General features: G+C 53.0%; 21 protein-coding genes and 1 other annotated feature. Of the genes, 5 read left to right on the top strand and 16 right to left on the bottom strand.

Annotated features, from left to right (window positions below):
- Nucleotides 1-82 precede the first annotated feature (82 nt).
- From VIJ98_RS08545 to VIJ98_RS08480, 14 genes are all read right to left on the bottom strand, one after another.
- On the bottom strand, nt 83-541 hold the full coding sequence (locus VIJ98_RS08545) for an NlpC/P60 family protein (RefSeq protein WP_008102952.1): 459 nt from the start codon (nt 539-541) through the stop codon (nt 83-85).
- Nucleotides 542-610: 69 nt separating this feature from the next.
- On the bottom strand, nt 611-1,357 hold the full coding sequence (gene btuD / locus VIJ98_RS08540; RefSeq protein ID WP_154194126.1) for a vitamin B12 ABC transporter ATP-binding protein BtuD: 747 nt from the start codon (nt 1,355-1,357) through the stop codon (nt 611-613).
- Nucleotides 1,358-1,903: a glutathione peroxidase gene (locus VIJ98_RS08535; protein WP_323273399.1), complete on the bottom strand. Its 546-nt coding sequence runs from the start codon at nt 1,901-1,903 to the stop codon at nt 1,358-1,360.
- A gap of 39 nt (nt 1,904-1,942) precedes the next feature.
- Entirely contained in the window at nt 1,943-2,926 is a 984-nt protein-coding gene (gene btuC / locus VIJ98_RS08530) for a vitamin B12 ABC transporter permease BtuC (RefSeq protein WP_323273397.1), read from the bottom strand.
- A 90-nt stretch (nt 2,927-3,016) separates the two neighbouring features.
- On the bottom strand, nt 3,017-3,391 hold the full coding sequence (locus tag VIJ98_RS08525) for a DUF2502 domain-containing protein (protein ID WP_323273395.1): 375 nt from the start codon (nt 3,389-3,391) through the stop codon (nt 3,017-3,019).
- A gap of 190 nt (nt 3,392-3,581) precedes the next feature.
- Nucleotides 3,582-3,884, bottom strand: a complete 303-nt coding sequence (ihfA, locus tag VIJ98_RS08520) for an integration host factor subunit alpha (protein ID WP_007892687.1) — start codon at nt 3,882-3,884, stop codon at nt 3,582-3,584.
- A 4-nt stretch (nt 3,885-3,888) separates the two neighbouring features.
- Nucleotides 3,889-6,276, bottom strand: coding sequence for a phenylalanine--tRNA ligase subunit beta (gene pheT, locus VIJ98_RS08515; protein WP_258144988.1), 2,388 nt, complete (start codon nt 6,274-6,276; stop codon nt 3,889-3,891).
- A 14-nt stretch (nt 6,277-6,290) separates the two neighbouring features.
- Complete coding sequence (pheS, locus tag VIJ98_RS08510) at nt 6,291-7,274, bottom strand: phenylalanine--tRNA ligase subunit alpha (RefSeq protein ID WP_154152484.1); 984 nt, start codon at nt 7,272-7,274, stop codon at nt 6,291-6,293.
- Nucleotides 7,275-7,345: 71 nt separating this feature from the next.
- Nucleotides 7,346-7,471: a sequence feature (Phe leader region), on the bottom strand.
- Nucleotides 7,422-7,466 (bottom strand): pheST operon leader peptide PheM, encoded by a 45-nt coding sequence (pheM, locus tag VIJ98_RS08505; RefSeq protein WP_106120997.1) that lies wholly within the window; start codon nt 7,464-7,466, stop codon nt 7,422-7,424. (Overlaps the previous feature by 45 nt.)
- Before the next feature lie 116 nt (nt 7,472-7,587).
- Nucleotides 7,588-7,944, bottom strand: a complete 357-nt coding sequence (gene rplT, locus VIJ98_RS08500) for a 50S ribosomal protein L20 (RefSeq protein WP_007892678.1) — start codon at nt 7,942-7,944, stop codon at nt 7,588-7,590.
- A gap of 172 nt (nt 7,945-8,116) precedes the next feature.
- Complete coding sequence (gene rpmI, locus VIJ98_RS08495; protein ID WP_004157374.1) at nt 8,117-8,314, bottom strand: 50S ribosomal protein L35; 198 nt, start codon at nt 8,312-8,314, stop codon at nt 8,117-8,119.
- Nucleotides 8,315-8,413: 99 nt separating this feature from the next.
- Nucleotides 8,414-8,965 carry a translation initiation factor IF-3 gene (infC, locus tag VIJ98_RS08490; protein ID WP_036647992.1) on the bottom strand — a complete coding sequence of 184 codons (552 nt, stop codon included), beginning with the start codon at nt 8,963-8,965 and terminating at the stop codon, nt 8,414-8,416.
- On the bottom strand, nt 8,961-10,898 hold the full coding sequence (gene thrS / locus VIJ98_RS08485; RefSeq protein ID WP_007892653.1) for a threonine--tRNA ligase: 1,938 nt from the start codon (nt 10,896-10,898) through the stop codon (nt 8,961-8,963). Before thrS ends, infC begins: the two co-directional genes overlap by 5 nt.
- Before the next feature lie 246 nt (nt 10,899-11,144).
- On the bottom strand, nt 11,145-11,906 hold the full coding sequence (locus tag VIJ98_RS08480) for a YdiY family protein (RefSeq protein ID WP_061716706.1): 762 nt from the start codon (nt 11,904-11,906) through the stop codon (nt 11,145-11,147).
- 331 nt (nt 11,907-12,237) lie between these two features.
- Here VIJ98_RS08480 and ghoS point away from each other — a divergent pair, with 331 nt between their 5' ends.
- Complete coding sequence (gene ghoS / locus VIJ98_RS08475) at nt 12,238-12,528, top strand: type V toxin-antitoxin system endoribonuclease antitoxin GhoS (RefSeq protein ID WP_323273364.1); 291 nt, start codon at nt 12,238-12,240, stop codon at nt 12,526-12,528.
- Nucleotides 12,529-12,618: 90 nt separating this feature from the next.
- On the top strand, nt 12,619-13,512 hold the full coding sequence (locus tag VIJ98_RS08470) for a fructosamine kinase family protein (protein ID WP_323273362.1): 894 nt from the start codon (nt 12,619-12,621) through the stop codon (nt 13,510-13,512).
- Between the two features lie 4 nt (nt 13,513-13,516).
- On the opposite strand, the gene VIJ98_RS08465 is transcribed toward VIJ98_RS08470, so the two are convergent.
- Nucleotides 13,517-14,053: a YniB family protein gene (locus tag VIJ98_RS08465; RefSeq protein WP_154152494.1), complete on the bottom strand. Its 537-nt coding sequence runs from the start codon at nt 14,051-14,053 to the stop codon at nt 13,517-13,519.
- 142 nt (nt 14,054-14,195) lie between these two features.
- Between VIJ98_RS08465 and hxpB the strand changes: the two genes are divergently transcribed.
- Nucleotides 14,196-14,864: a hexitol phosphatase HxpB gene (gene hxpB / locus VIJ98_RS08460; protein WP_154194120.1), complete on the top strand. Its 669-nt coding sequence runs from the start codon at nt 14,196-14,198 to the stop codon at nt 14,862-14,864.
- A 97-nt stretch (nt 14,865-14,961) separates the two neighbouring features.
- Here the strand turns inward: hxpB and VIJ98_RS08455 are convergent, their stop codons facing one another.
- Entirely contained in the window at nt 14,962-18,882 is a 3,921-nt protein-coding gene (locus VIJ98_RS08455) for an Ig-like domain-containing protein (protein ID WP_323273358.1), read from the bottom strand.
- A gap of 277 nt (nt 18,883-19,159) precedes the next feature.
- Here VIJ98_RS08455 and kduI point away from each other — a divergent pair, with 277 nt between their 5' ends.
- Entirely contained in the window at nt 19,160-19,996 is an 837-nt protein-coding gene (gene kduI, locus VIJ98_RS08450; RefSeq protein WP_323273356.1) for a 5-dehydro-4-deoxy-D-glucuronate isomerase, read from the top strand.
- Between the two features lie 13 nt (nt 19,997-20,009).
- On the top strand, nt 20,010-20,771 hold the full coding sequence (gene kduD / locus VIJ98_RS08445) for a 2-dehydro-3-deoxy-D-gluconate 5-dehydrogenase KduD (RefSeq protein ID WP_154183282.1): 762 nt from the start codon (nt 20,010-20,012) through the stop codon (nt 20,769-20,771).
- Nucleotides 20,772-20,795: the final 24 nt, after the last annotated feature.

The raw sequence follows: 20,795 nt of genomic DNA, 5'->3' as shown, positions 1-20,795 counted from the left end.
AAATATCGGCACGATTCGGAATTAATTCAGGGTGAGATAACCTTTCTTTTTCCGCGTCTTTATTAAGCGATATAAGCACTATTTAGATGCGACGCGCCTGCCAAAATACTTTGCGCCAGTAAACGTTATCCAGCGAAGAGCGGATCACACCCTGGCTGGTCGAGGCGTGAATAAAGGTGTTGTCGGTATCGTAAATACCCACGTGCAAACCGTTTTCTCCGCTGCCGGTTTTGAAGAACACCAGATCGCCCGGCAGCAGATCGCCTTTGTCGATGCGCGTACCAATGTCGGTTTGGTCAATGGTCGAGCGCGGCAATTGCATCTCGAATTTATCGCGGAAGGTCAGGTAGACGAAGCCGGAACAGTCCACGCCACCGCGGCTTAACCCGCCGTAGCGATACGGCGTTCCGCGCCAGCGGCTCAGCTGATCGTTGAGTTGGGCAATCACGGTGATGGAATCAGAAAGGCGACCATTAGGCGGCGGCGCATGATGGCTACAGCCCGCCAGCAACAGTGCCAAAATCAAAATTGTCAGCCGCATCAGCCTTTTCCTCTCTCCCTCGTCCGGCTGACACTTTAGCGGCAAAGCGCCACGGCACGCAATCCTCAGTCAGGGAATAAACAGCAGCGGGCCTTGTGCAGTATCGATTTGTTCAAACGGGGTTTGATAAAGCGGTGCTAATTGCGCAGCGGTCAGCACGTCACGGGCGCTGCCCTGACGCACCACCGCGCCTTGATGCATTAGCCACACGCGATCGGCATGGCGCAAGCTGTGGTTGAGGTCGTGCCCGCTGGCAACAATCGCCAGTCCGCTGCGACACAGTTCAGCTAACAACTTATCAATTGCACGCTGTTGCGCCACATCGAGTGCGCTCATCGGCTCATCAAGCAGCAGCAGCTTGCCGCGAGGATTGATCGCTGGATGCACCTGTAACACCACGGCAGCCAGCCGCACGCGTTGCCATTCGCCACCAGAAAGCTGCGTCAAGCTGCGCGTCAGCTTGTCCTGCAGAGCTAACTGCGCGAAAACATCCAGTAAAACGCGGTCCGTTTCCGCCGTTTGTGCGGAGATATGCATGCGTAAGTAATGCCATACCGGCATTTGTCCCGGCGCCATCTGCTGCTGTGGCAGCCAGCCGCGCAGCTGAGCCAATGCCGCACCGTTTGACGTGGACAGCGGCGCGCCATCCAGCACAATGCTGCCCTGACTTGGCAACAAACCGGACAGCGCGTTGAGCAAGGTACTTTTGCCAGCACCGTTCGGCCCCACCAGATGTACTAACTCACCGGCGTTAACGCTAAGTTCAACGGGAGCCAGGCGCCCTATGACGCTGACTCCCTGACACTGCAATAGCATTTACCCGGCCAGCGCCTGCTCAACACTTTTCAGGATGATGGGATCGTCCGGCGTCATATCCGGTGAGAAGCGCGCAATCACTTTGCCCTGCTTATTAATGATGAACTTCTCGAAGTTCCACAGGATATCGCCTGGCGCTTTCGGCGCGCGGCCTTTGCTCTCCATGCGCTCAAGGAAACCGCTGCCTTCAGGACGTTGCGCCACCGGCTGCGCCGCCGTCAGCTGCGCATAGAGCGGATGACGATGCTCGCCATTGACGTCAGTTTTATCGAACATCGGGAAAGTCACGCCGTAGGTGGTGCTGCAGAAGGTTTTAATCTCTTCGTTGCTGCCCGGCTCTTGCTCGAGGAACTGATTGCACGGGAAGCCCAGCACGCTGAAGTTCTTATCCTGCCAGGCTTTCTGCAGCGATTCTAACTGTTCGTACTGCGCCGTCAGGCCGCATTTCGATGCCACGTTCACCACCAGCAGCACCTTGCCTTCATAGGCGGCCAGCGAGGTTTTTTCACCGTCCAGCGTCACCAGTTCTGTTTGATAAATGCTCATAGTCGATTCCTGTTGTTGATAACACGTTGCCAGCCGTAGCTAGCGTGAAGACTTCACTAATAACACGATAAACAGCGGCGCGCCGAGCGTGGCCGTTACCACGCCAATTGGCAGTTCGGCGGAAGTTAACACCAGCCGCGCAATAATATCCGCGCCCAGCAGCACTGCGGCACCGGCTAATGCCGCCGCAGGCAACAAATAACGATGATCGCTGAAACCACTGAGACGCAACAAATGCGGGATAACCAGACCGACAAAGCCGATTGCACCCGCCATCGCCACGCTCACACCCACCAGCCAGCCCATTGCCAGCACCAGCAGGTTGCGCCACAGCAGCACTGGTAATCCGAGCTGACGCGCCGAGGTTTCACCTAGCGCCAGCAAATTCAGTGTGCGCGCGGTAGCGATCAGCAGCAGCGTAACCGGCAGCAGCGCCAGCATCATCCAGCCATAGCGCCAGTCGATGCCGCTAAAGCCGCCCATCATCCAGTACATCAGCTGGCGCAGATCGAGGCTGGTGCTAAAGTACACCGCCCACGTCATGATGGCGCTACAGATAATGCCGAGCGCCACGCCGGTTAACAGTAAGCGGCTCACCGACAGTTGCTTGTGAGCGAAATGCAGCAGAATCAGCGTGATCAGCAGCGCACCGGCCATTGCCGCCAGCGCTAAACTCCATAACGAACCGTTACCGAGCATTACGCCCAATACCAGACCAATCCCCGCCCCATTCGACACGCCCAGTAAGCCAGGTTCCGCTAACGGATTGTTGAACAGCGCCTGCATCACCACACCGCACACCGCCAGCGCCGCACCCACCAGCAGCACCGCCAGCGTACGCGGCATGCGCAGTTGCCAAACGAACAGATCGCCTTGCGCCGAAAACCATTGTGTGGGGGAGATCCAGCTATCACCGGCAGACAGGCTAAGCCCAATGAGCAGCAACAACAGCGCACTGAGTGCGATAAGCCAGCGCTGGCTGCGGCGATTTGCCTGAGAAGCAAGCTGATCCAGCAGAGTCATAGATAAGATTGGCTGAGAAAACAGAGATTTGATTGTAGTGGGATTACAGCAAAAAGAAAGCGGCGCTGTGGAGGCGCCGCCAGAGAAGCATTACTGATGCGGAGGAAGCGGCTGACCGTGGTTATCACGCTTCTGCTGATTATCATGCTGATCGTGATGCTGCGATTGCGGCTGATGCTGTGGCTGACGTTTGTCATCCCGATGCGGTCCATTGCCCGGATGCTGCTCCTGCCAGCCGTTACCGTTCCAGTAACCGTGCGGACCTTTGGTGCCAATGCGCTGGTTATGGTGCTGTTTCCACCACGTTGGCGCACGCCAGTCGTAACCATCCCAATAGTAGCCACGCTTATCCTGATCGCCGATATGAATCGAAACGCCCGGTGTGTTGATGTTGACGGAAACATTGGCGCTAGCCAGCAGCGGCATGCCTAACAGAATGCTTAATAAAAGTGCTGTCTTTTTCATTATTCAAACCATTTGCTATGTGATGGCGCTGTTATAGCAAAAGTGTCGACGCCGTCACTATCAGTGAGGACCGATTTTCGCCCTATTTTCCGGATAATTACGAAATCCTTACATCGTGGATAAATCGTGTAGAACGACCAAATTTAAGGCAAAAAAAAGGCCGCTAAGCGGCCTTTTTGTCGTACTGAAATTAGTCAGCATCCTTGGGTGTCGCGTTCTCGACGCGACTTTTCAACTTCTGTCCCGGACGGAATGTCACCACTCGGCGCGCGGTGATAGGAATATCTTCCCCCGTCTTCGGGTTACGGCCCGGACGCTGGTTTTTGTCACGCAGATCAAAATTACCAAATCCGGACAGTTTTACCTGTTCTCCGTTTTCCAACGCGCGGCGAACCTCTTCAAAAAAAAGTTCTACCAACTCTTTGGCATCGCGTTTGCTCAACCCGAGTTTTTCAAACAGGTACTCTGACATTTCAGCTTTTGTAAGCGCCATAGGTTCAATCCCTCAAGGTTGCCTGGAATCGCTCTTTTAATGCCGCAACGCATTTGGCAACGGTCGCGGCAATCTCCTCTTCTTCGAGTGTCCGGCTGGTATCCTGCAAAATCAGGCTAATCGCAAGGCTCTTTTCACCCTCGTTCACGCCCTTACCACGGTACACGTCAAACAAGTTTACGCCAACTACCTGATTTACGCCAACTTTCTTACACTCCGCAATGATATCTGCTGCAGGCACGTTTTCAGCCACGACAACGGCGATATCACGACGGTTTGCCGGGAAGCGGGAAATCTCACGCGCATCAGGCAGGACGCGGTCTGCGACCTTATTCCAAAGCAGTTCAAACACTAAGGTGCGCCCGTTAAGATCCAGCTTACGTTCCAGCTCTGGATGAACCACCCCGATAAATCCGATTCGTTCGCCGCGTAAATAAATTGCGGCGCTTTGTCCTGGATGCAGCGCCGGATTGGCTTCCGCACGGAAGGAAATCTCATCAAGTTTACCGGTCAAATCCAGCAGCGATTCTAAATCGCCTTTCAAATCATAGAAGTCAACCGTCTGACGCGCCAGATCCCAATGCTCTTCATAGCGATTACCGCTTAAAACGCCGGCCAGCATAAGATCCTGGCGGATACCCAGATCGGCCTGTGTATCAGGAACAAAGCGTAAACCGCTCTCAAACAGGCGTACACGGCCCTGCTGACGGTTTTGGTTGTACACCACTGCGCCCAGTAAACCGGTCCACAGCGACAGGCGCATGGCCGACATATCGCTGGAGATTGGGCTTGGCAGGATCAGCGCCTCTTCGCCAGGATGCAGCAACTGCTGCATTTTTGGATCGACGAAGCTGTAAGTAATCGCTTCCTGATAACCTTTATCCACCAGCAGATTTTTCGCACGCTTCAGCGACAGGTCGGCTTCACGATGTTGCGTCATGATCAGGCTGGCTTTCACCGGCACATCAGGAATGTTGTTGTAGCCGTAAACGCGTGCCACTTCTTCGACCAGATCTTCTTCGATGGCCATATCGAAACGCCAGCTTGGCGCCACGGCTTGCCACTCGCCTGCACCGACCTTCACTTCACAACCGAGACGCGTCAGGATGTCAGTTACCTGATCGTCAGCAATCACGTGACCAATCAGGCGATCGAGCTTTTCACGGCGCAACGTGATGGTGGCGCGTGGCGGCAGCGCGCTTGCGTCAGTTTGATCGATGACCGGGCCCGCTTCGCCGCCACAGATGTCGAGCAGCAGCTGCGTCGCGCGTTCAATCGCTTTGTGCTGCAGAGCCGGATCGACGCCACGCTCATAACGATGTGATGCATCGGTATGCAGGCCTTGACGGCGTGCACGGCCGGTAATCGCCAGCGGATCAAAGTAGGCGCATTCGAACAGCACGTTTTGCGTCTCTTCATTCACACCTGAATGCTCGCCACCAAAGATGCCGCCCATCGCCAGCGCTTTGTGGTGATCCGCGATCACCAGCGTGTCGCTGCTGAGTTTAGCTTCGGTCCCATCCAGCAGCGTCAGGGCTTCGCCCTCTTCTGCCATACGCACCACGATGCCGCCGTCGATACGGTCGAGATCAAAGGCGTGCATCGGCTGGCCAAGCTCCAGCAGCACAAAGTTGGTGATATCAACCACCGGATCGATTGAACGAATACCGCAGCGACGCAGCTTTTCACGCATCCATAATGGCGTAGCGGCTTTGACGTTGATACCTTTCACCACGCGGCCAAGGTAGCGCGGGCACGCTGCGGTAGCATCGACGCGAATCGGGAAAGTATCGGTGATGGTGGCTTTTACCGGCTCAATGGCAGGTGCCGTCAGCGGCAAACCGTTCAGTACCGCTACATCACGTGCAACCCCGATGATGCCCAGGCAATCGGCGCGGTTTGGCGTAACGCTGATTTCGATGGTGTTGTCATCCAATTGCAGATAGCTGCGGATGTCGGTACCAATAGGCGCATCAGCTGGTAGCTCGATAATGCCGCTGTGATCGTCGGAAATACCCAGCTCAGAGAAGGAACACAGCATGCCTTCAGAGGGTTCGCCACGCAGTTTTGCCGCTTTGATTTTGAAATCGCCCGGTAGCACAGCGCCAACGGTCGCCACTGCTACTTTCAGGCCCTGACGGCAGTTTGGCGCGCCGCAGACGATATCCAACAGGCGATCGCCACCGACGTTGATTTTGGTGACGCGCAGTTTGTCGGCGTTTGGATGCTGGCCGCACTCAACCACTTCACCCACCACAACACCGTTGAAAGCGCCAGCAACCGGATCCACGCCGTCCACTTCAAGGCCAGCCATGGTGATTTGCTCAGACAGCGCAGCGCTGTCCAGGGCTGGATTTACCCATTCGCGTAACCAGAGTTCACTGAATTTCATTGGATAACCTGCCCTTATTTAAATTGTTTGAGGAAACGTAGATCATTTTCGAAGAAGGCGCGCAGATCGGTCACACCGTAGCGCAGCATGGTGAGACGCTCCATGCCCATGCCAAACGCAAAGCCCGAATAAATTTCCGGATCGATGCCGACATTTCGCAACACGTTCGGATGCACCATGCCGCAACCCAGCACTTCCAGCCACTTGCCGTTTTTACCCATCACATCCACTTCTGCGGACGGTTCGGTGAACGGGAAGTAAGAAGGACGGAAGCGAATTTGCAAATTCTCTTCGAAGAAGTTGTTCAGGAAATCGTGCAGCGTGCCTTTCAGGTTGGTAAAGCTGATGTCCTTATCGACAATCAAACCTTCCATCTGATGGAACATCGGCGTGTGCGTCTGATCGTAGTCGTTACGATAAACACGGCCTGGCGCGATGATGCGGATCGGCGGCTGCTGGTTTTTCATGGTGCGAATCTGCACGCCTGAGGTTTGGGTGCGCAGCAAACGCGTGGCATCGAACCAGAAGGTATCGTGATCGGCACGTGCCGGGTGATGGCCGGGAATATTTAGCGCATCAAAATTGTGATAATCGTCTTCAATTTCCGGACCTGTCACTACCGCGAACCCCAGTTCGCCGAAGAAGGTTTCAATACGATCAATAGTGCGGGTCACCGGATGCAAGCCGCCATTCTCAACGCGACGGCCAGGCAGCGACACGTCGATGGTTTCCGCAGCCAGACGCGCATTCAGCTCGGCGCTTTCCAGCGTATCTTTGCGCGCGGTAAGGCGATCCTGCACTTGCTGTTTGGCATCGTTGATGACCGCACCCGCTGCCGGGCGCTCTTCTGCTGGCAGTTCACGCAGGGTGGTCATTTGCAGCGTCAGATGCCCTTTCTTACCCAGAAATTCGACGCGCACGGCGTCCAGAGCAGCGATATCCGCCGCCTCGTCGATGGCGGCCGTGGCACGAGCCACCAGGTCTGCGAGTTGGGACATGATTTCCTCTTCTTCCAGCCGGGCTGGTCAGTTCTCGTTGGGATCAGCTGATCCGATTAAGTGTCGCCAGAAACAAAAAAGCCTCCACGAGGGAGGCTTTTAGCGCGATTTTTCGTTTCTTTTCTTATGCGCAAAAGCCCCTGATGTTCAGGCGCTAAAGTAAAAAAAGAAACGGAAAATAGCAGCATTCATGCTTGCGTTACCTTGTCATATTTAGAAACCGCACTATTGAAATGCGCAGCGGCCAAAATGTCAATCTTTTGCGTGAGTTGCGGGTAATAAAAAAGGGAGCAAGCTCCCTTTTTCAACTGACTTACGCCAGAGCTGATTTTGCTTTTTCAACAAGTGCAGTAAATGTCACTTTGTCGAATACAGCGATGTCAGCCAGAATCTTACGGTCGATTTCAATAGAGGCTTTTTTCAGGCCATTGATGAAACGGCTGTAAGAGATACCGTTCTGACGAGCCGCAGCGTTGATACGCGCGATCCACAGTTGACGGAACTGACGCTTACGTTGACGACGGTCACGGTAAGCATACTGACCAGCTTTGATAACAGCCTGGAAGGCAACGCGGTATACACGTGAACGTGCACCATAGTAGCCTTTAGCTTGTTTTAAGATTTTCTTGTGACGTGCGCGAGCAATTACACCACGTTTAACGCGAGCCATGTGAGCTCTCCTATATCATATTCTGTGATTTCCCCTTCATCTTTCGTGCCGCAGCGGCGTTGGCTGTCTTCATTCATCCCAGTCACTTACTGATGTAAGCTCAGGGATTCATTCAGTTGCCGCCTTGCTGCAACCCGAAATCTATCGGGGAACTAAACTAAAAAAATTTTACTTATGCGTACGGCAGGCAGGCAATAACCAGACCCAGATCGCCTTTAGACACCATGCCTTTCGGACGCAGGTGACGTTTACGCTTAGTAGACTTTTTAGTCAGAATATGACGCAGGTTCGCGTGCTTACGCTTGAAGCCGCCAGAAGCGGTCTTCTTGAAGCGCTTAGCGGCGCCACGTACAGTTTTAATCTTTGGCATTTTTACAAATATCCACTTCGCATTGTTAATAAAATGAATCAGACAGGCGAATAAAAATCCGCACAACGCAAGCGCTGCGCGGCTTTATTACTTGAAGGCCTACTGTTTCTTCTTAGGAGCGAGCACCATGATCATCTGACGACCTTCGATCTTCGAAGGGAAGGATTCGACAATCGCCAGATCCATGTCTTCACACAGATCTTTACGGACGCGGTTAAGCACTTCCATACCGATCTGCTGGTGCGCCATCTCACGACCGCGGAAACGCAGCGTAATTTTGGCTTTATCGCCCTCTTCCAGAAAGCGAATCAGGTTGCGTAGTTTGACCTGATAGTCGCCATCATCGGTACCAGGACGGAATTTGATTTCCTTAACCTGGATAACTTTCTGCTTCTTCTTCTGTTCCTTAGAAGACTTGCTTTTTTCATAAAGGAACTTGCCGTAATCCATGATACGGCAAACCGGCGGTTCGGCGTTCGGGCTGATTTCAACTAAATCTACGCCGGCTTCTTCAGCTTTCTCAATGGCTTCACGCAGGGTGACAATGCCAAGTTGCTCGCCGTCTACGCCAGATAAGCGCACTTCGGTAGCACGGATTTCGCCGTTGATACGGTTCGGACGTGTTGGTTGTACTCGTTTTCCGCCTTTAATAACCTGTTTCCTCTAATTGGTGAAGATGTCGGCTGCGAATCTCTTGTTGCAGCTTCTCAACAAACACATCTACGTCCATGCTCCCAAGGTCTTTACCACGGCGGGTGCGCACGGCAACTTTGCCTGCTTCCACCTCTTTGTCACCGCAAACCAGCATATAAGGGACGCGACGTAGTGTGTGCTCGCGGATTTTAAAGCCTATCTTCTCGTTTCTCAAGTCCGCTTTGACACGAATACCTGCATTCTGCAGTTTCTTTGTCAATTCGCTGACGTATTCTGACTGACTGTCGGTGATATTCATCACCACAGCTTGCACTGGTGCCAGCCAACTCGGGAAGAATCCAGCGAACTCTTCGGTCAGGATGCCGATAAAGCGCTCCATTGAACCGAGAATTGCGCGGTGAATCATCACCGGTGTCTGACGATCGTTGTTTTCACCGACAAAAGTCGCGTCCAGACGTTTCGGCAGGGAGAAGTCTAGCTGAACGGTACCACACTGCCAGGCGCGGTCGAGACAATCGTACAGGGTAAACTCAATTTTAGGGCCGTAGAAGGCGCCTTCTCCCGGCTGATATTCGAATGGAATGTCATTCTCTTTCAGCGCTTCTGCCAAATCCACTTCCGCACGATCCCACATTTCGTCGGTACCGATACGTTTTTCCGGACGGGTCGACAGTTTCACCACGATTTTTTCAAAACCGAAGGTGCTGTACATGTCGTAGACCATGCGGATACAGCTGTTCACTTCATCACGTACCTGATCTTCGGTACAGAAGACGTGAGCATCATCCTGGGTAAAGCCGCGTACGCGCATCAGACCATGCAAGGCACCTGATGGCTCGTTACGATGGCAGCTACCAAATTCCGCCATACGCAGCGGCAGGTCGCGGTAGGATTTCAGACCCTGATTAAAGATCTGAACGTGGCCTGGGCAGTTCATCGGCTTGATGCAATATTCACGGTTCTCTGAAGAGGTGGTGAACATTGCTTCTTTATAGTTCTCCCAGTGCCCGGTTTTTTCCCACAGCACGCGGTCCATCATGAACGGACCTTTCACTTCCTGGTAGTCGTACTCTTTCAGCTTGGTACGCACAAACACTTCCAGCTCGCGGAAGATGGTCCAGCCGTCATTGTGCCAGAACACCATGCCCGGAGCTTCTTCCTGCATGTGGTAGAGATCAAGCTGCTTACCGATTTTACGGTGATCGCGCTTCGCCGCTTCTTCCAGACGCTGCAAATAAGCAGCCAGCTGCTTTTTATCCGCCCAGGCCGTACCGTAAATACGCTGCAGCATTTTGTTATCGCTGTTGCCGCGCCAGTAAGCCCCGGAGATTTTCTGCAGTTTAAAGTGATGGCAGAAACGCATGTTCGGCACGTGCGGACCGCGGCACATGTCGATGTATTCTTCATGGTGATACAAGCCAGGACGATCGTCGTGGCTGATGTTCTCGTCAAGAATGGTGGTTTTGTAGCTTTCGCCACGCTCAGCAAACACGTCACGTGCTTCCTGCCAGCTCACCTTTTTCTTCACCACATCGTAGTTGCTTTCAGCCAACTGGTGCATACGCTTTTCCAGCAGCTCAAGATCTTCCTGGGTTAAGGTATGTTCCAGGTCGACGTCATAATAGAAACCGTTATCAATCACCGGGCCGATAGCCATCTTGGTGTTTGGCCACAGCTGCTTAATCGCATGCCCTAACAGGTGCGCGCAAGAGTGACGAATGATTTCTAAACCGGCGTCGTCTTTAGCGGTAATAATCGCGACCTGAGCGTCTTCGGTGATCGGATCAACCGCATCAACCAACTCGCCATTCACGCGACCCGCGATACAGGCTTTCGCCAAACCCGGTCCAATATCCAACGCAATATCCATCACGCTGACCGGACGGTCAAAGCTGCGCTGGCTGCCATCAGGAAGAGTAATTACTGGCATTTCATATCCTTAATTGCAGTGGTAAGCCACACGAAAGCCTACATGCAAAAATGAGTTTTGTAGTGTGTAACCCGGCGTGATGTCAGACCCACGTTGTCGGAATGACGCCAGGAATGTAAAGCGGCGATGATAATAGCAGCTTTCGCCGCCGATCAAAACCCGTGCGGAAATTCGCTAAGCTAAAGAGAAATAAAAAAAACCGCTGCGAGGCGCAGGCCTGGCAGCGGTGATTCACATCCGTCTCGCTTACATTGAGTATGAGAGCTGGATCGTGGTTTTGGTATCGGTACGATCCGGCGCAGATTCTGGCGGATTGTTGTTCCAGGTCACGTTGTAGCCCAGCTTCAGCGCGAAGTGAGCATTGATGGCCACCTGCAGTGCAGTCTCTGAGTTCAGCGTGGTGTCTTCACCGAAGCTGCTCAGCACAGAAACACCCTGGATGAATTTGGTGGTATCTGTCAGCTGCCATTGATAACTCACTGCACCATAACCTAATGCTTTGGTTTCATGGCCGCCATCATGGAAATCGTCGTAACGCACACCCGGACCGAATTCAGCACGCAGTGAGTGAACCGGACCGTTAAGGAGCTGACGACCGTAACCGGCGGTCAGTACATCGCGTGAGTCATAACCGTTGAAACGGTCGCTCAACCAGCTCGCCTGACCAAACAGGTAATCGGCGCTGTTAAGGTTATAACGGCTACGGCCACCGATGTTGTAGGTCTCAGATGAACGCTCATCGTTAGAGGAGTTGTTCGAGGCGTTACCCCACAGGCTCAGTGCGGTGTTGGTTTGGTACCACGTCATATTGGTAGCCGCACTCAGCGAAGAACTGGTGGTGTTACCGGTTTGAGCCAGGTAACCCGCTGACGCACTGCCTTCAAACGGTTTTTTCGCCGTTGAAGGGTCATCCATGGAGGTGAAAACGGCGTTATCTGCAAATGCCTGGTGACAAAATGCTCCAGCAGAGAGCAATAAAACAGCGGACAGCTTGTTAAAGGCTTTCATTAAAAGTAACCCGTACGACAGTTTAAAAAACGAAGAGTCTGAAGCGTTTCTCCGGTCAATCAATGCAATTTACCGTAAGTTTTGTAAAAAAATATGTACCCGCAAAAAAAGCCAGGAAAGTCGCTGGACCGCTCTTTTAATGGGACTTTTCCCATTTTCGTTGCGCATTATAGGGGGCAATTACTTAAATAGCAGCCCAAAAGCCAGAAGAATTTTCTGAACTTTTTTGACAGAGCTTTACCTGCCATTCCTGCTGATGAATCGCCTAAAATTCGCTCTATCCTGCCCGCTGGTCTACGCTGAAATCTGTTCGATAACAATGAGGTGAATAATGAGTGACCATGATGTCAAACGTTACATTGTAACGTTAAAGTATCAGGAAAATGGGCTTGTCGACTTGCAGTCAGTGAATAGCGCCATGATCAATGGCGGATATAGCACCACGTTGAGTGATGATGAAGGTCATCCGCATGAGTTGGGCACTAACAGTTTCGGCATTGTCAGCGCGTTAGAAGAGCATGAAGTGGCGGAGCAGGCCGCGGGATATGCGCAAATCGCTCTCGAACACAAACCTGAAGTCACCGTCACCACGCTTGAGGCATTTTTGAAAGAACAATCCTGACGCAGTGCAAAAAAACGGCATCGACGCCAGGTTTGCTCAGGTTTTGCGCGTTACAATCGAACTCACGCAGCGAACAAAGAGGATTACCCGATGTGGTCAGCCATTAGTCGTCTGTTAAACGAGTACGCCGGTGATGCTGAAATCATCGACCGTCAGGAACTTCCCGGTGGCGATGTCCATCCTGCCTGGCGTATCCGCTATGGCGAGTTAGATGTGTTCGTCAAATGTAACACCCGCGACATGCTCACCTTGTTTAGCTGGGAAGCCGATCAACTCGACCTGCTGGCGCGCACGCAAACCGTTCGCGTACCGAAGGTGTATGGCGTCGGTAACGATCGTGATACCAGCTTCCTGCTGCTGGAATATATTCCGCCTCAACCCTTTACCGAGCAGAGTGCTTTCCAACTCGGTCAGCAGTTAGCGCATCTGCACCAATGGAGCGAGCAACCGCAATTTGGTCTCGATTACGACAACAACATCACCACCTCACCACAGCCGAACAGCTGGTTACGCCGCTGGTCGGTGTTCTTCGCTGAGCAGCGCATCGGCTGGCAGCTGCAACTGGCTGCAGAAAAAGGTGTGCATTATGGCGATACCGAGCTGATTGTCGATTGCGTGCAGCGCACGTTAGCCAACCATCATCCGCAACCCTCTTTATTACACGGCGATTTATGGCCCGCCAACTGCGCTGGCAGCGCAACCGGTCCGTGGCTGTTCGATCCCGCCTGCTATTGGGGCGACCGCGAATGCGATCTGGCGATGATGAGCTACTACGCCGATTTACCGCGCCAGATTTATGATGGCTACCACGCGGTTTGGCCACTGGAGGACGGATTCTCGCAGCGTCAGCCGGTTTATCAGCTCTATTACCTGCTCAATCGCGCCAATGTGTTCGGCGGCAACTGGAGGGGCGAAGCGCAGTTCGCCATCGGCCAGTTGTTAGATGAAGATGTGTTGGGAGAACGTCAGGCCAGACCGGCCTGACGCGTTACAGCATGCCGAGTAGCTTCAGCACAAAGTAGCCGGCGATAGCGATAATGATCGGCAGGATATACAGCGGGAAAATCTGCAAGAAAATGGTGTGACGCGGCATATGGATTTTCTCTTCCAGCTGCGCTCGCGTACGCCCTTCACTGCCTTTTGCCTGTTCCATGATCAGTTGATCTTCAATGCCCTCTTTAATATGGCGCGACTGACGCCACATCCGCGCACCCGAAGCCTGCAGCGCAATGCCGACAAAAATCAGGATGTATATCAGCCAAAAGCCGATATTCGCGCCGCCATTAAACTCCGGCACCGGCGAGTTTTGCCAAAACACATTAAGGAATGGCGTATTGAACTTCACCATGTCGACCATAACATGGACAAAATCGAGCATCACGGCATCAATGCCTGGCTGCTTTTCACTGTGCTTAAACATAAAGCCCAGCAGCGAAATAAGGGTGGATAACAGTGCTGGTATAAAAATCACCCAGCCAGCCACTCGCTTAAGGATGGCGATGTGGCCAGCCTGTTGGTAAGTCATGGTGTCTCCCTGAACCGATAATAGTTTTGCCTAAGTCTACCTGCACTACTGCAATTTTTCCTGAAAAATGCGTGGCCTGCCGCAAGTCGGCTTTCTCCGGCACTCGTGCTAAGGTAAGCCAAATTTCCAAGGGAGCAGTTGTATGTCATATCGTCGTCCTGTATTGGCCGCCATCTTTGATATGGACGGATTGTTGATCGACTCAGAACCGCTGTGGGATCAGGCGGAATTGGATATCTTCGCCAGCCTTGGCGTCGACATCACCCGCCGTCACGAATTGCCCGATACGCTGGGTCTGCGCATCGATCAAACTGTGCGCATGTGGTTTGAAGCGCTGCCGTGGAACGGCCCTGATCAGCAGGAAGTCACCCAACGCATCATTGCTCGCGCGCTGGCGCTGGTGGAAGAGACGCGTCCGCTGCTACCTGGCGTGGAGCAGGCACTGCAACTGTGCCAGCAGCAAGGTTTGAAAATCGGCCTCGCCTCCGCCTCGCCGCTGCATATGCTGGAGCGCGTGCTGGAGATGTTTGACCTGCGCAAATACTTTGATGTGCTAGCGTCTGCGGAAGCGCTGCCGTACAGCAAGCCACACCCGCAGGTCTATCTCGACGCCGCAGCCAAACTGGGTATCGATCCACTGAACTGCGTGACGCTGGAAGATTCCTTCAACGGCATGATTGCTACCAAAGCCGCACGCATGCGCTCGATTGTGGTGCCAGCGGCCGATCATCGCGATGATGCGCGTTGGGCGTTAGCCAATGTGATTCTTGATGATTTAACCCAGCTTAAACCCGAGCATCTGCACGGCTAACCGTCCCCTATTTCTGTTACTGAAAATGAAAAGCCCCGAAAGCAGGAACATCAACTTTCGGGGCTTGTTGCTACAAAGCCAGATTAATCAAAGCTTATTAATGCTGGTCAGTCTGAACACCTTGCTGAATCAGAACTTCAAGTGCGTGGTTATCCGCCTGATAAACACTGTATACCGTGCCGCCGACGGTGACTTCGCCCATCATGTTCCAGTTTTCAACGCCATTTTCACCAGCAATCGCTTCAAGACTCACGTGGTCACCGGCATCGCCATTGATCATTAGCTGCTTGCTGCCATCCTGAATGAACAGATTCTCATGTCCCAGCGCCAGGACATCTTCCATACGCAGGTTCAGGGTGTTATCGCCATGACCTTCCAGTGAGATGCTATGAATATCCTGCTGTTGCTGCGCAATGTTGGACAAATCCAGCACCTGCTCATCTCCGGCCAGCAACAACGCGTAGTTATTGAGGCTGAAGTTTTCGTCGACCATGTTGATGCCTGCAGGAGCCGGATTCAGATCGGCGGCATTGGCTTTGTAATATTCCAGACTGTCAATACCAAATCCAAAAGGATCACCTACCGAAATGATTTCGATACGACCAATAAACTCACCGGCGGGTACTTCATGCACAATGTAGGTATTATTTGACACAACACCCGTTTCTTCAGTAAAAATGAAATTACCGTTTTCATCATAATAGTTCACCGTTAGAGAGGTCTGTACACCGGTGAGAAGGAATGAAAACTTCGTCGTTGGCGCATCCAGCTCGAGCGACATAGTAATGTCTGTGGCTGCAACCTGAATGGCCATACCATCCATCTTAGGTACAGTTCCGGTAGTGGTGTATACCCGCCCATTGCTGTTAGAAATATTCAGCGTAGCGCCATTCAACCGAGTAATTCCCAGCAGGTCCTGACCTTCAGCAAAACCAGAGAACGACTCCACCATCTTCTCTGCCACTTTCACCACAAAATCGTTGCTGGTATCTGTACCCTCCACGCCACTGCGGCTGATGGCAACGGCACTAAAGCTATAGTTGTCAAACGCTAATGGGCTGGATGGCGTCCATGTCCAGTTACCGTTGCTGTCAACCGGCACACGCGCGATTTCACCAGAGACATCCGACAAAATGATTTCGCCATCAATGGGTCCTTTACCGTTGAGCGTCGGGGTCTGGTCGTCTGTGATGCCACCAGAAACCATATCACCGGTTTCGGTTCCCACATCGTCATTAAAGCCCTCAATCAGTGGAGCAGCTGGTACCTGCGTATCAATATGGATGATGCGCTGGTCATTGGAAAGACCCGACTCGTTACCTGCCAAATCCGTTTGCATGGTACGAAAATACCATTCACCATCGGCTAATACTTCCGGAATAGTGATCGACCAGTTACCTTGCGCATCAACCACGGCGGTAAACGTGCGATTATCTGGGCCATCTTCCCAGCCCACACCACCGCCATGAGCCAGTTTCAAGCTCATTACCGCCCCAGGTTCACCGGTGCCGGTCACTGTCGGCGAACTGTCATTGGTGAACTCGCCGTCAGGGATATCACCTTTGATACCACCATCAACCTTGTCAAGAATTCCCGTAATAATAGGCTCTGCAACAATCGTATCCAGCTCGAATTCAACCGGTGTGGATTTGGCACTTTCGTTACCCGCCGCATCGGTGAAGGTGGCACTTAAACCATGTAATCCATCGCCAGTCAGGTTACCGATTACGCTCCAGCTACCGTCTGGCTGAACAACAGCGGTCGCAATAACATTGCTACCGTCGTAAAGCGTAACGATGTCACCAGGTGTACCATTCTGGCCTGACATGGTGATATCACCATTGTTGGTCAAACCACCCGCGGCGAGATCCGAATTATTGGCGTCAGTAATTGAGCCAACAACAGGCGCATCGGGTGCGGTGATATCATAGGAGACCGGCATGTCTGGCGAGCGACCGCTGCTGTTGCCTGCTGCATCGCGCACTTCCAGTTGGAAATTGTACTCACGCTCTTCGGTCATCTCAGCCGGCAAGCTCCACTGCCCACCCGCGCCAACCACTACAGAGCTCGCCAGATCGCTACCATCCCACAGATATACGATGTCACCTTCTTGTGCGTCTCCGGAGAAAATCAGCTCACTGCTGTTCACAATGTCGCCTGCAGCCACCGCTGCGCCTGTGCTATCAGCAATACCGACGTTGGAAGCCTGTACAGGTGGCGTCAGGTCGATTTCAAGGTCATAACTGTCAGATTTTTCGCTGCGGTTTCCGGCAGCATCTTCAATTTCGGTGCGCAACTGATGGTCGCCCTCTTCCAACCCGGAAACGGGGATCGCCCATTGCCCATCTGCACCAACGCGTACTGAACCAATCTCTTCATCTCCGTCGTACAAACGAACAATCTCGCCCTCTTCGCCAGTTCCACGGACAATCAGGTCTGTCGCATTAGTTAATCCGTCCTGAATCAGCGGGTTACCGTTGCCATCGGTGATGGTGACATCGCTCATATCCGGGGTATCGGGTGCCGTCACGTCAAAATCAAAATTAAACTCTTCAGAGCGACCTTGCTCTTCGCCTTCTGGCGAGGTGATGATCAGGCCGACTGACTGCGCACCTTCCTGATCCTCAGGAATTACCAGCTCGTAATGCCACTCACCGCCATCCCCCACAATTACGCTGCCCGCAGGCTGGCCATTACGGATGATGGTGACAATGTCGCCCGGTGTGCCGCTACCGCCCATTTTGATCGGGCTAGTGTTGATTGCTTCGCCAGGCTGTAGCGCGTTGTCGTTACCGTCGCGGATATAGCCGAATTCTGGTTGGTCTAACAGAGTATCGTCGATGATGATCGGGCCAAGGTTAACCGGCAAACCAACATTGCCAGCTGGATCAACCACCACGACAGAAAAGTTATGCTCACCATTTTCAAGTGCGGGTGATGGGGTAAAGGACCATTTGCCGTCTTCGCCCACCAGCACGGTACCAATTAGCTCACCATTGTCGCGGATCTCGACCGTGGCACCTGCTTCGGCGTTTCCGGATAAAGTTGGCGTGTTGTCATTGGTGGTTTCACCCGGCTGAACAGGTCCACGGTGATTGCCAGCGTCATCAGAAAGCGTTAAATCAGTAACACGTCCCGGCGCGGTCAGATCAAGCTCAAAACCAACAGATTCAGAACGCGGCCCTTCAACACCATCACGGTTCATTTCAGAGAAGCTCAGCTCATGATCGCCCGCTGGAAGATTGCTCTCCGGCTGCCACGACCAGCGGCCATCTTCACCAATTTGCACGCTACCAATCAGCTGGTTTTTGTCATAGACGCGAATGATGTTGCCCGGTGTACCCACGCCCTCAAACAGTGGACGTGCATCGTCCGTTGTGCCGCCCACCGCGATAGGCCCCGTCTGGCTGCCAACACGATCCATCATCACCAGTTCACTCAGATCCACCGGCTGCGGTTCAGGCGCTGGGGCTGGCGGATTATCATTATCGCTTCCACCGCCGCCACTGCCGCCGCCTGCGGCTGCTGCAATGCCGCCTAACGCCAGCAGACCACCAATCGCGCCTGCAACTAACCAACCCGTGGATAAACCTCCTGCCACCGCACTGGTCATGCTCAGTCCGCTCAAGCCGGTTGTGCTTTCCGATGCCATCATCAACGACATGGCCGCACCATCATTCATCATTGCGAAGGCTTCAGTCTCGCCTGCTTCAGTGACAAACGTATGGTACTGCCCATCACTGCCCATACCTGCCAGTTCGCCCTGGTTAGCGTAAAAATCCTCGATAACCAGCTGCGGCTGATCGTCATCGTCGTTAAGGAAAACCTGCAGATTTTTTCCGATGCGCTTAACAATAATGTGCTCGTTTACCGCACCATCTTTTCCGGTGGTGAACAGATATTTAGCGCCCTTTACGGCTTTAATGTTTGCTGGAGCCCCTTTAGCCTGCAGGGGAAGCTCCGCGCTTTGGGTGATCTTTTTTCCTTCAACGACAATGACGTTAACCGGTGTATTCATGATGTTTTCAATCTCTTTGCTGATAAATGAAACTGCTGAGGACAGGAGGAAAACTCCTACAATTTGATGCAGCAAATTCTGAAGAATATTTGCAAAAAAAAAGCCAGGTCAGGTCTTGGTTGTTTTAAGCACATAAAGCGATTTTTATAAGCAAGTTGATCACCAACACAAATAAATAAAACATCGTTTCATTTTTATTGAATTCACATCTCATCCTGCCTAAGATGCCCAAAGACCCGCATCGGGACCACTTCCTTTGACTCTTGAGAGGCCTGAGATGGACATTCGTCAAAGCATTCATAGCGAACATGCCAAAACGCTGGACACTAACGGCCTACGCCGTGAGTTTCTGATCGACACGATTTTCGACGCCGACAATTACACCCTCACTTATAGCCATATCGATCGCATCATCATCGGCGGCGTAATGCCGGTGCAGAAATCCGTGACCATCGGCCATGAAGTGGGTAAACAACTGGGCGTCAGTTACTTCCTCGAACGCCGCGAGCTCGGCGTAATCAACATCGGTGGGCCGGGACTGATTGAAGTGGATGGCAGTACCTGGGAAATCGGTAATCAGGAAGCGTTGTATGTCGGACAAGGCGCGCAGAGCGTGATTTTCCGCAGTAGCGATGCCAATCATCCGGCGAAGTTTTACTACAACAGCGCGCCGGCACACACTCATTATCCGGACAAAAAAATCACCCTCGCCGAAGCGGTGAAAGCCACGCTGGGCGACGCGGCCACCTCGAATCGCCGCACCATCAATAAATTCATCGTGCCCGATGTGTTACCAACCTGCCAGTTAACCATGGGATTAACCCGCCTCGATGACGGCAACCTGTGGAACACCATGCCGTGTCACACCCACGAACGCCGCATGGAAGTCTACTTCTACTTCGATATGGCCGACGACAGCGCCGTGTTCCACATGATGGGCCAGCCGCAGGAAACGCGTCATCTATTAGTGCACAACGAGCAGGCGGTGATTTCACCGAGCTGGTCGATTCACGCGGGCGTCGGAACGCAGCGCTATACCTTTATCTGGGGCATGGTGGGCGAAAACCAGGTTTTCGATGACATGGACCACGTCGCCATCAGCGCGCTGCGCTAACAAGGAGCGAATCATGATACTTAACGCATTTAGTCTTGAAGGCAAAGTCGCACTGGTTACCGGCTGCAATACCGGTTTAGGACAAGGCATGGCGCTAGGTCTGGCGCAGGCGGGATGTGACATTATTGGCGTCAATCGCGCTGGGCCAGATGATACGCAGGCCAAAGTTGAGGCGTTAGGCCGCCGTTTTTGGTCGATTCAGGCCGATCTGACCAAACCGTCCGTCGTGCCGCATATTGTTGAACAGGCAGTGGCGCAGGCCGGTCGCATCGACATCCTGGTAAATAATGCCGGCATCATTCGCCGCGAGGATGCACTCAACTTCAGCGAACAGGATTGGGATGATGTGATGAACATCAACAGCAAAAGCCTGTTCTTCCTGTCGCAGCAGGTCGCGCGTCAGTTTATCGCGCAAGGTAACGGCGGCAAGATCATTAATATTGCCTCGATGCTGTCTTTCCAGGGCGGCATTCGCGTGCCTTCATATACCGCATCTAAAAGCGCGGTGATGGGGTTAACCCGCCTGATGGCCAACGAATGGGCCAAGCACGGCATCAACGTTAACGCCATTGCGCCAGGCTACATGGCCACCAATAACACTGAACAATTGCGTAGCGATGAGTCACGCAACGAGGAAATTTTGGGCCGCATTCCATCGGGTCGCTGGGGCGTCCCGGACGACATGATGGGCCCGATTGTCTTCCTCGCCTCCAGCGCCTCCGATTATGTGCAAGGTTATACATTGGCAGTCGATGGTGGATGGTTAGCGCGCTAAGCTAACCCGTTCTTTTCCCGCGTC

This window comes from Pantoea sp. S18, from assembly GCF_045689705.1.
Classification (GTDB): Bacteria; Pseudomonadota; Gammaproteobacteria; order Enterobacterales; family Enterobacteriaceae; genus Pantoea; species Pantoea symbiotica.
The sequence above is the reverse complement of the archived record's forward strand: the minus strand, read 5'-3'. Positions and strand labels throughout refer to the sequence as shown.

What these genes read in the sequence shown, in the direction of transcription:
- VIJ98_RS08545 (WP_008102952.1), bottom strand. Translation starts at nt 541, where the DNA reads ATGCGGCTGACAATTTTGATTTTGGCACTGTTGCTGGCGGGCTGTAGC.
- btuD (WP_154194126.1), bottom strand. Translation starts at nt 1,357, where the DNA reads ATGCTATTGCAGTGTCAGGGAGTCAGCGTCATAGGGCGCCTGGCTCCC.
- VIJ98_RS08535 (WP_323273399.1), bottom strand. Translation starts at nt 1,903, where the DNA reads ATGAGCATTTATCAAACAGAACTGGTGACGCTGGACGGTGAAAAAACC.
- btuC (WP_323273397.1), bottom strand. Translation starts at nt 2,926, where the DNA reads ATGACTCTGCTGGATCAGCTTGCTTCTCAGGCAAATCGCCGCAGCCAG.
- VIJ98_RS08525 (WP_323273395.1), bottom strand. Translation starts at nt 3,391, where the DNA reads ATGAAAAAGACAGCACTTTTATTAAGCATTCTGTTAGGCATGCCGCTG.
- ihfA (WP_007892687.1), bottom strand. Translation starts at nt 3,884, where the DNA reads ATGGCGCTTACAAAAGCTGAAATGTCAGAGTACCTGTTTGAAAAACTC.
- pheT (WP_258144988.1), bottom strand. Translation starts at nt 6,276, where the DNA reads ATGAAATTCAGTGAACTCTGGTTACGCGAATGGGTAAATCCAGCCCTG.
- pheS (WP_154152484.1), bottom strand. Translation starts at nt 7,274, where the DNA reads ATGTCCCAACTCGCAGACCTGGTGGCTCGTGCCACGGCCGCCATCGAC.
- rplT (WP_007892678.1), bottom strand. Translation starts at nt 7,944, where the DNA reads ATGGCTCGCGTTAAACGTGGTGTAATTGCTCGCGCACGTCACAAGAAA.
- rpmI (WP_004157374.1), bottom strand. Translation starts at nt 8,314, where the DNA reads ATGCCAAAGATTAAAACTGTACGTGGCGCCGCTAAGCGCTTCAAGAAG.
- thrS (WP_007892653.1), bottom strand. Translation starts at nt 10,898, where the DNA reads ATGCCAGTAATTACTCTTCCTGATGGCAGCCAGCGCAGCTTTGACCGT.
- VIJ98_RS08480 (WP_061716706.1), bottom strand. Translation starts at nt 11,906, where the DNA reads ATGAAAGCCTTTAACAAGCTGTCCGCTGTTTTATTGCTCTCTGCTGGA.
- ghoS (WP_323273364.1), top strand. Translation starts at nt 12,238, where the DNA reads ATGAGTGACCATGATGTCAAACGTTACATTGTAACGTTAAAGTATCAG.
- VIJ98_RS08470 (WP_323273362.1), top strand. Translation starts at nt 12,619, where the DNA reads ATGTGGTCAGCCATTAGTCGTCTGTTAAACGAGTACGCCGGTGATGCT.
- VIJ98_RS08465 (WP_154152494.1), bottom strand. Translation starts at nt 14,053, where the DNA reads ATGACTTACCAACAGGCTGGCCACATCGCCATCCTTAAGCGAGTGGCT.
- hxpB (WP_154194120.1), top strand. Translation starts at nt 14,196, where the DNA reads ATGTCATATCGTCGTCCTGTATTGGCCGCCATCTTTGATATGGACGGA.
- VIJ98_RS08455 (WP_323273358.1), bottom strand. Translation starts at nt 18,882, where the DNA reads ATGAATACACCGGTTAACGTCATTGTCGTTGAAGGAAAAAAGATCACC.
- kduI (WP_323273356.1), top strand. Translation starts at nt 19,160, where the DNA reads ATGGACATTCGTCAAAGCATTCATAGCGAACATGCCAAAACGCTGGAC.
- kduD (WP_154183282.1), top strand. Translation starts at nt 20,010, where the DNA reads ATGATACTTAACGCATTTAGTCTTGAAGGCAAAGTCGCACTGGTTACC.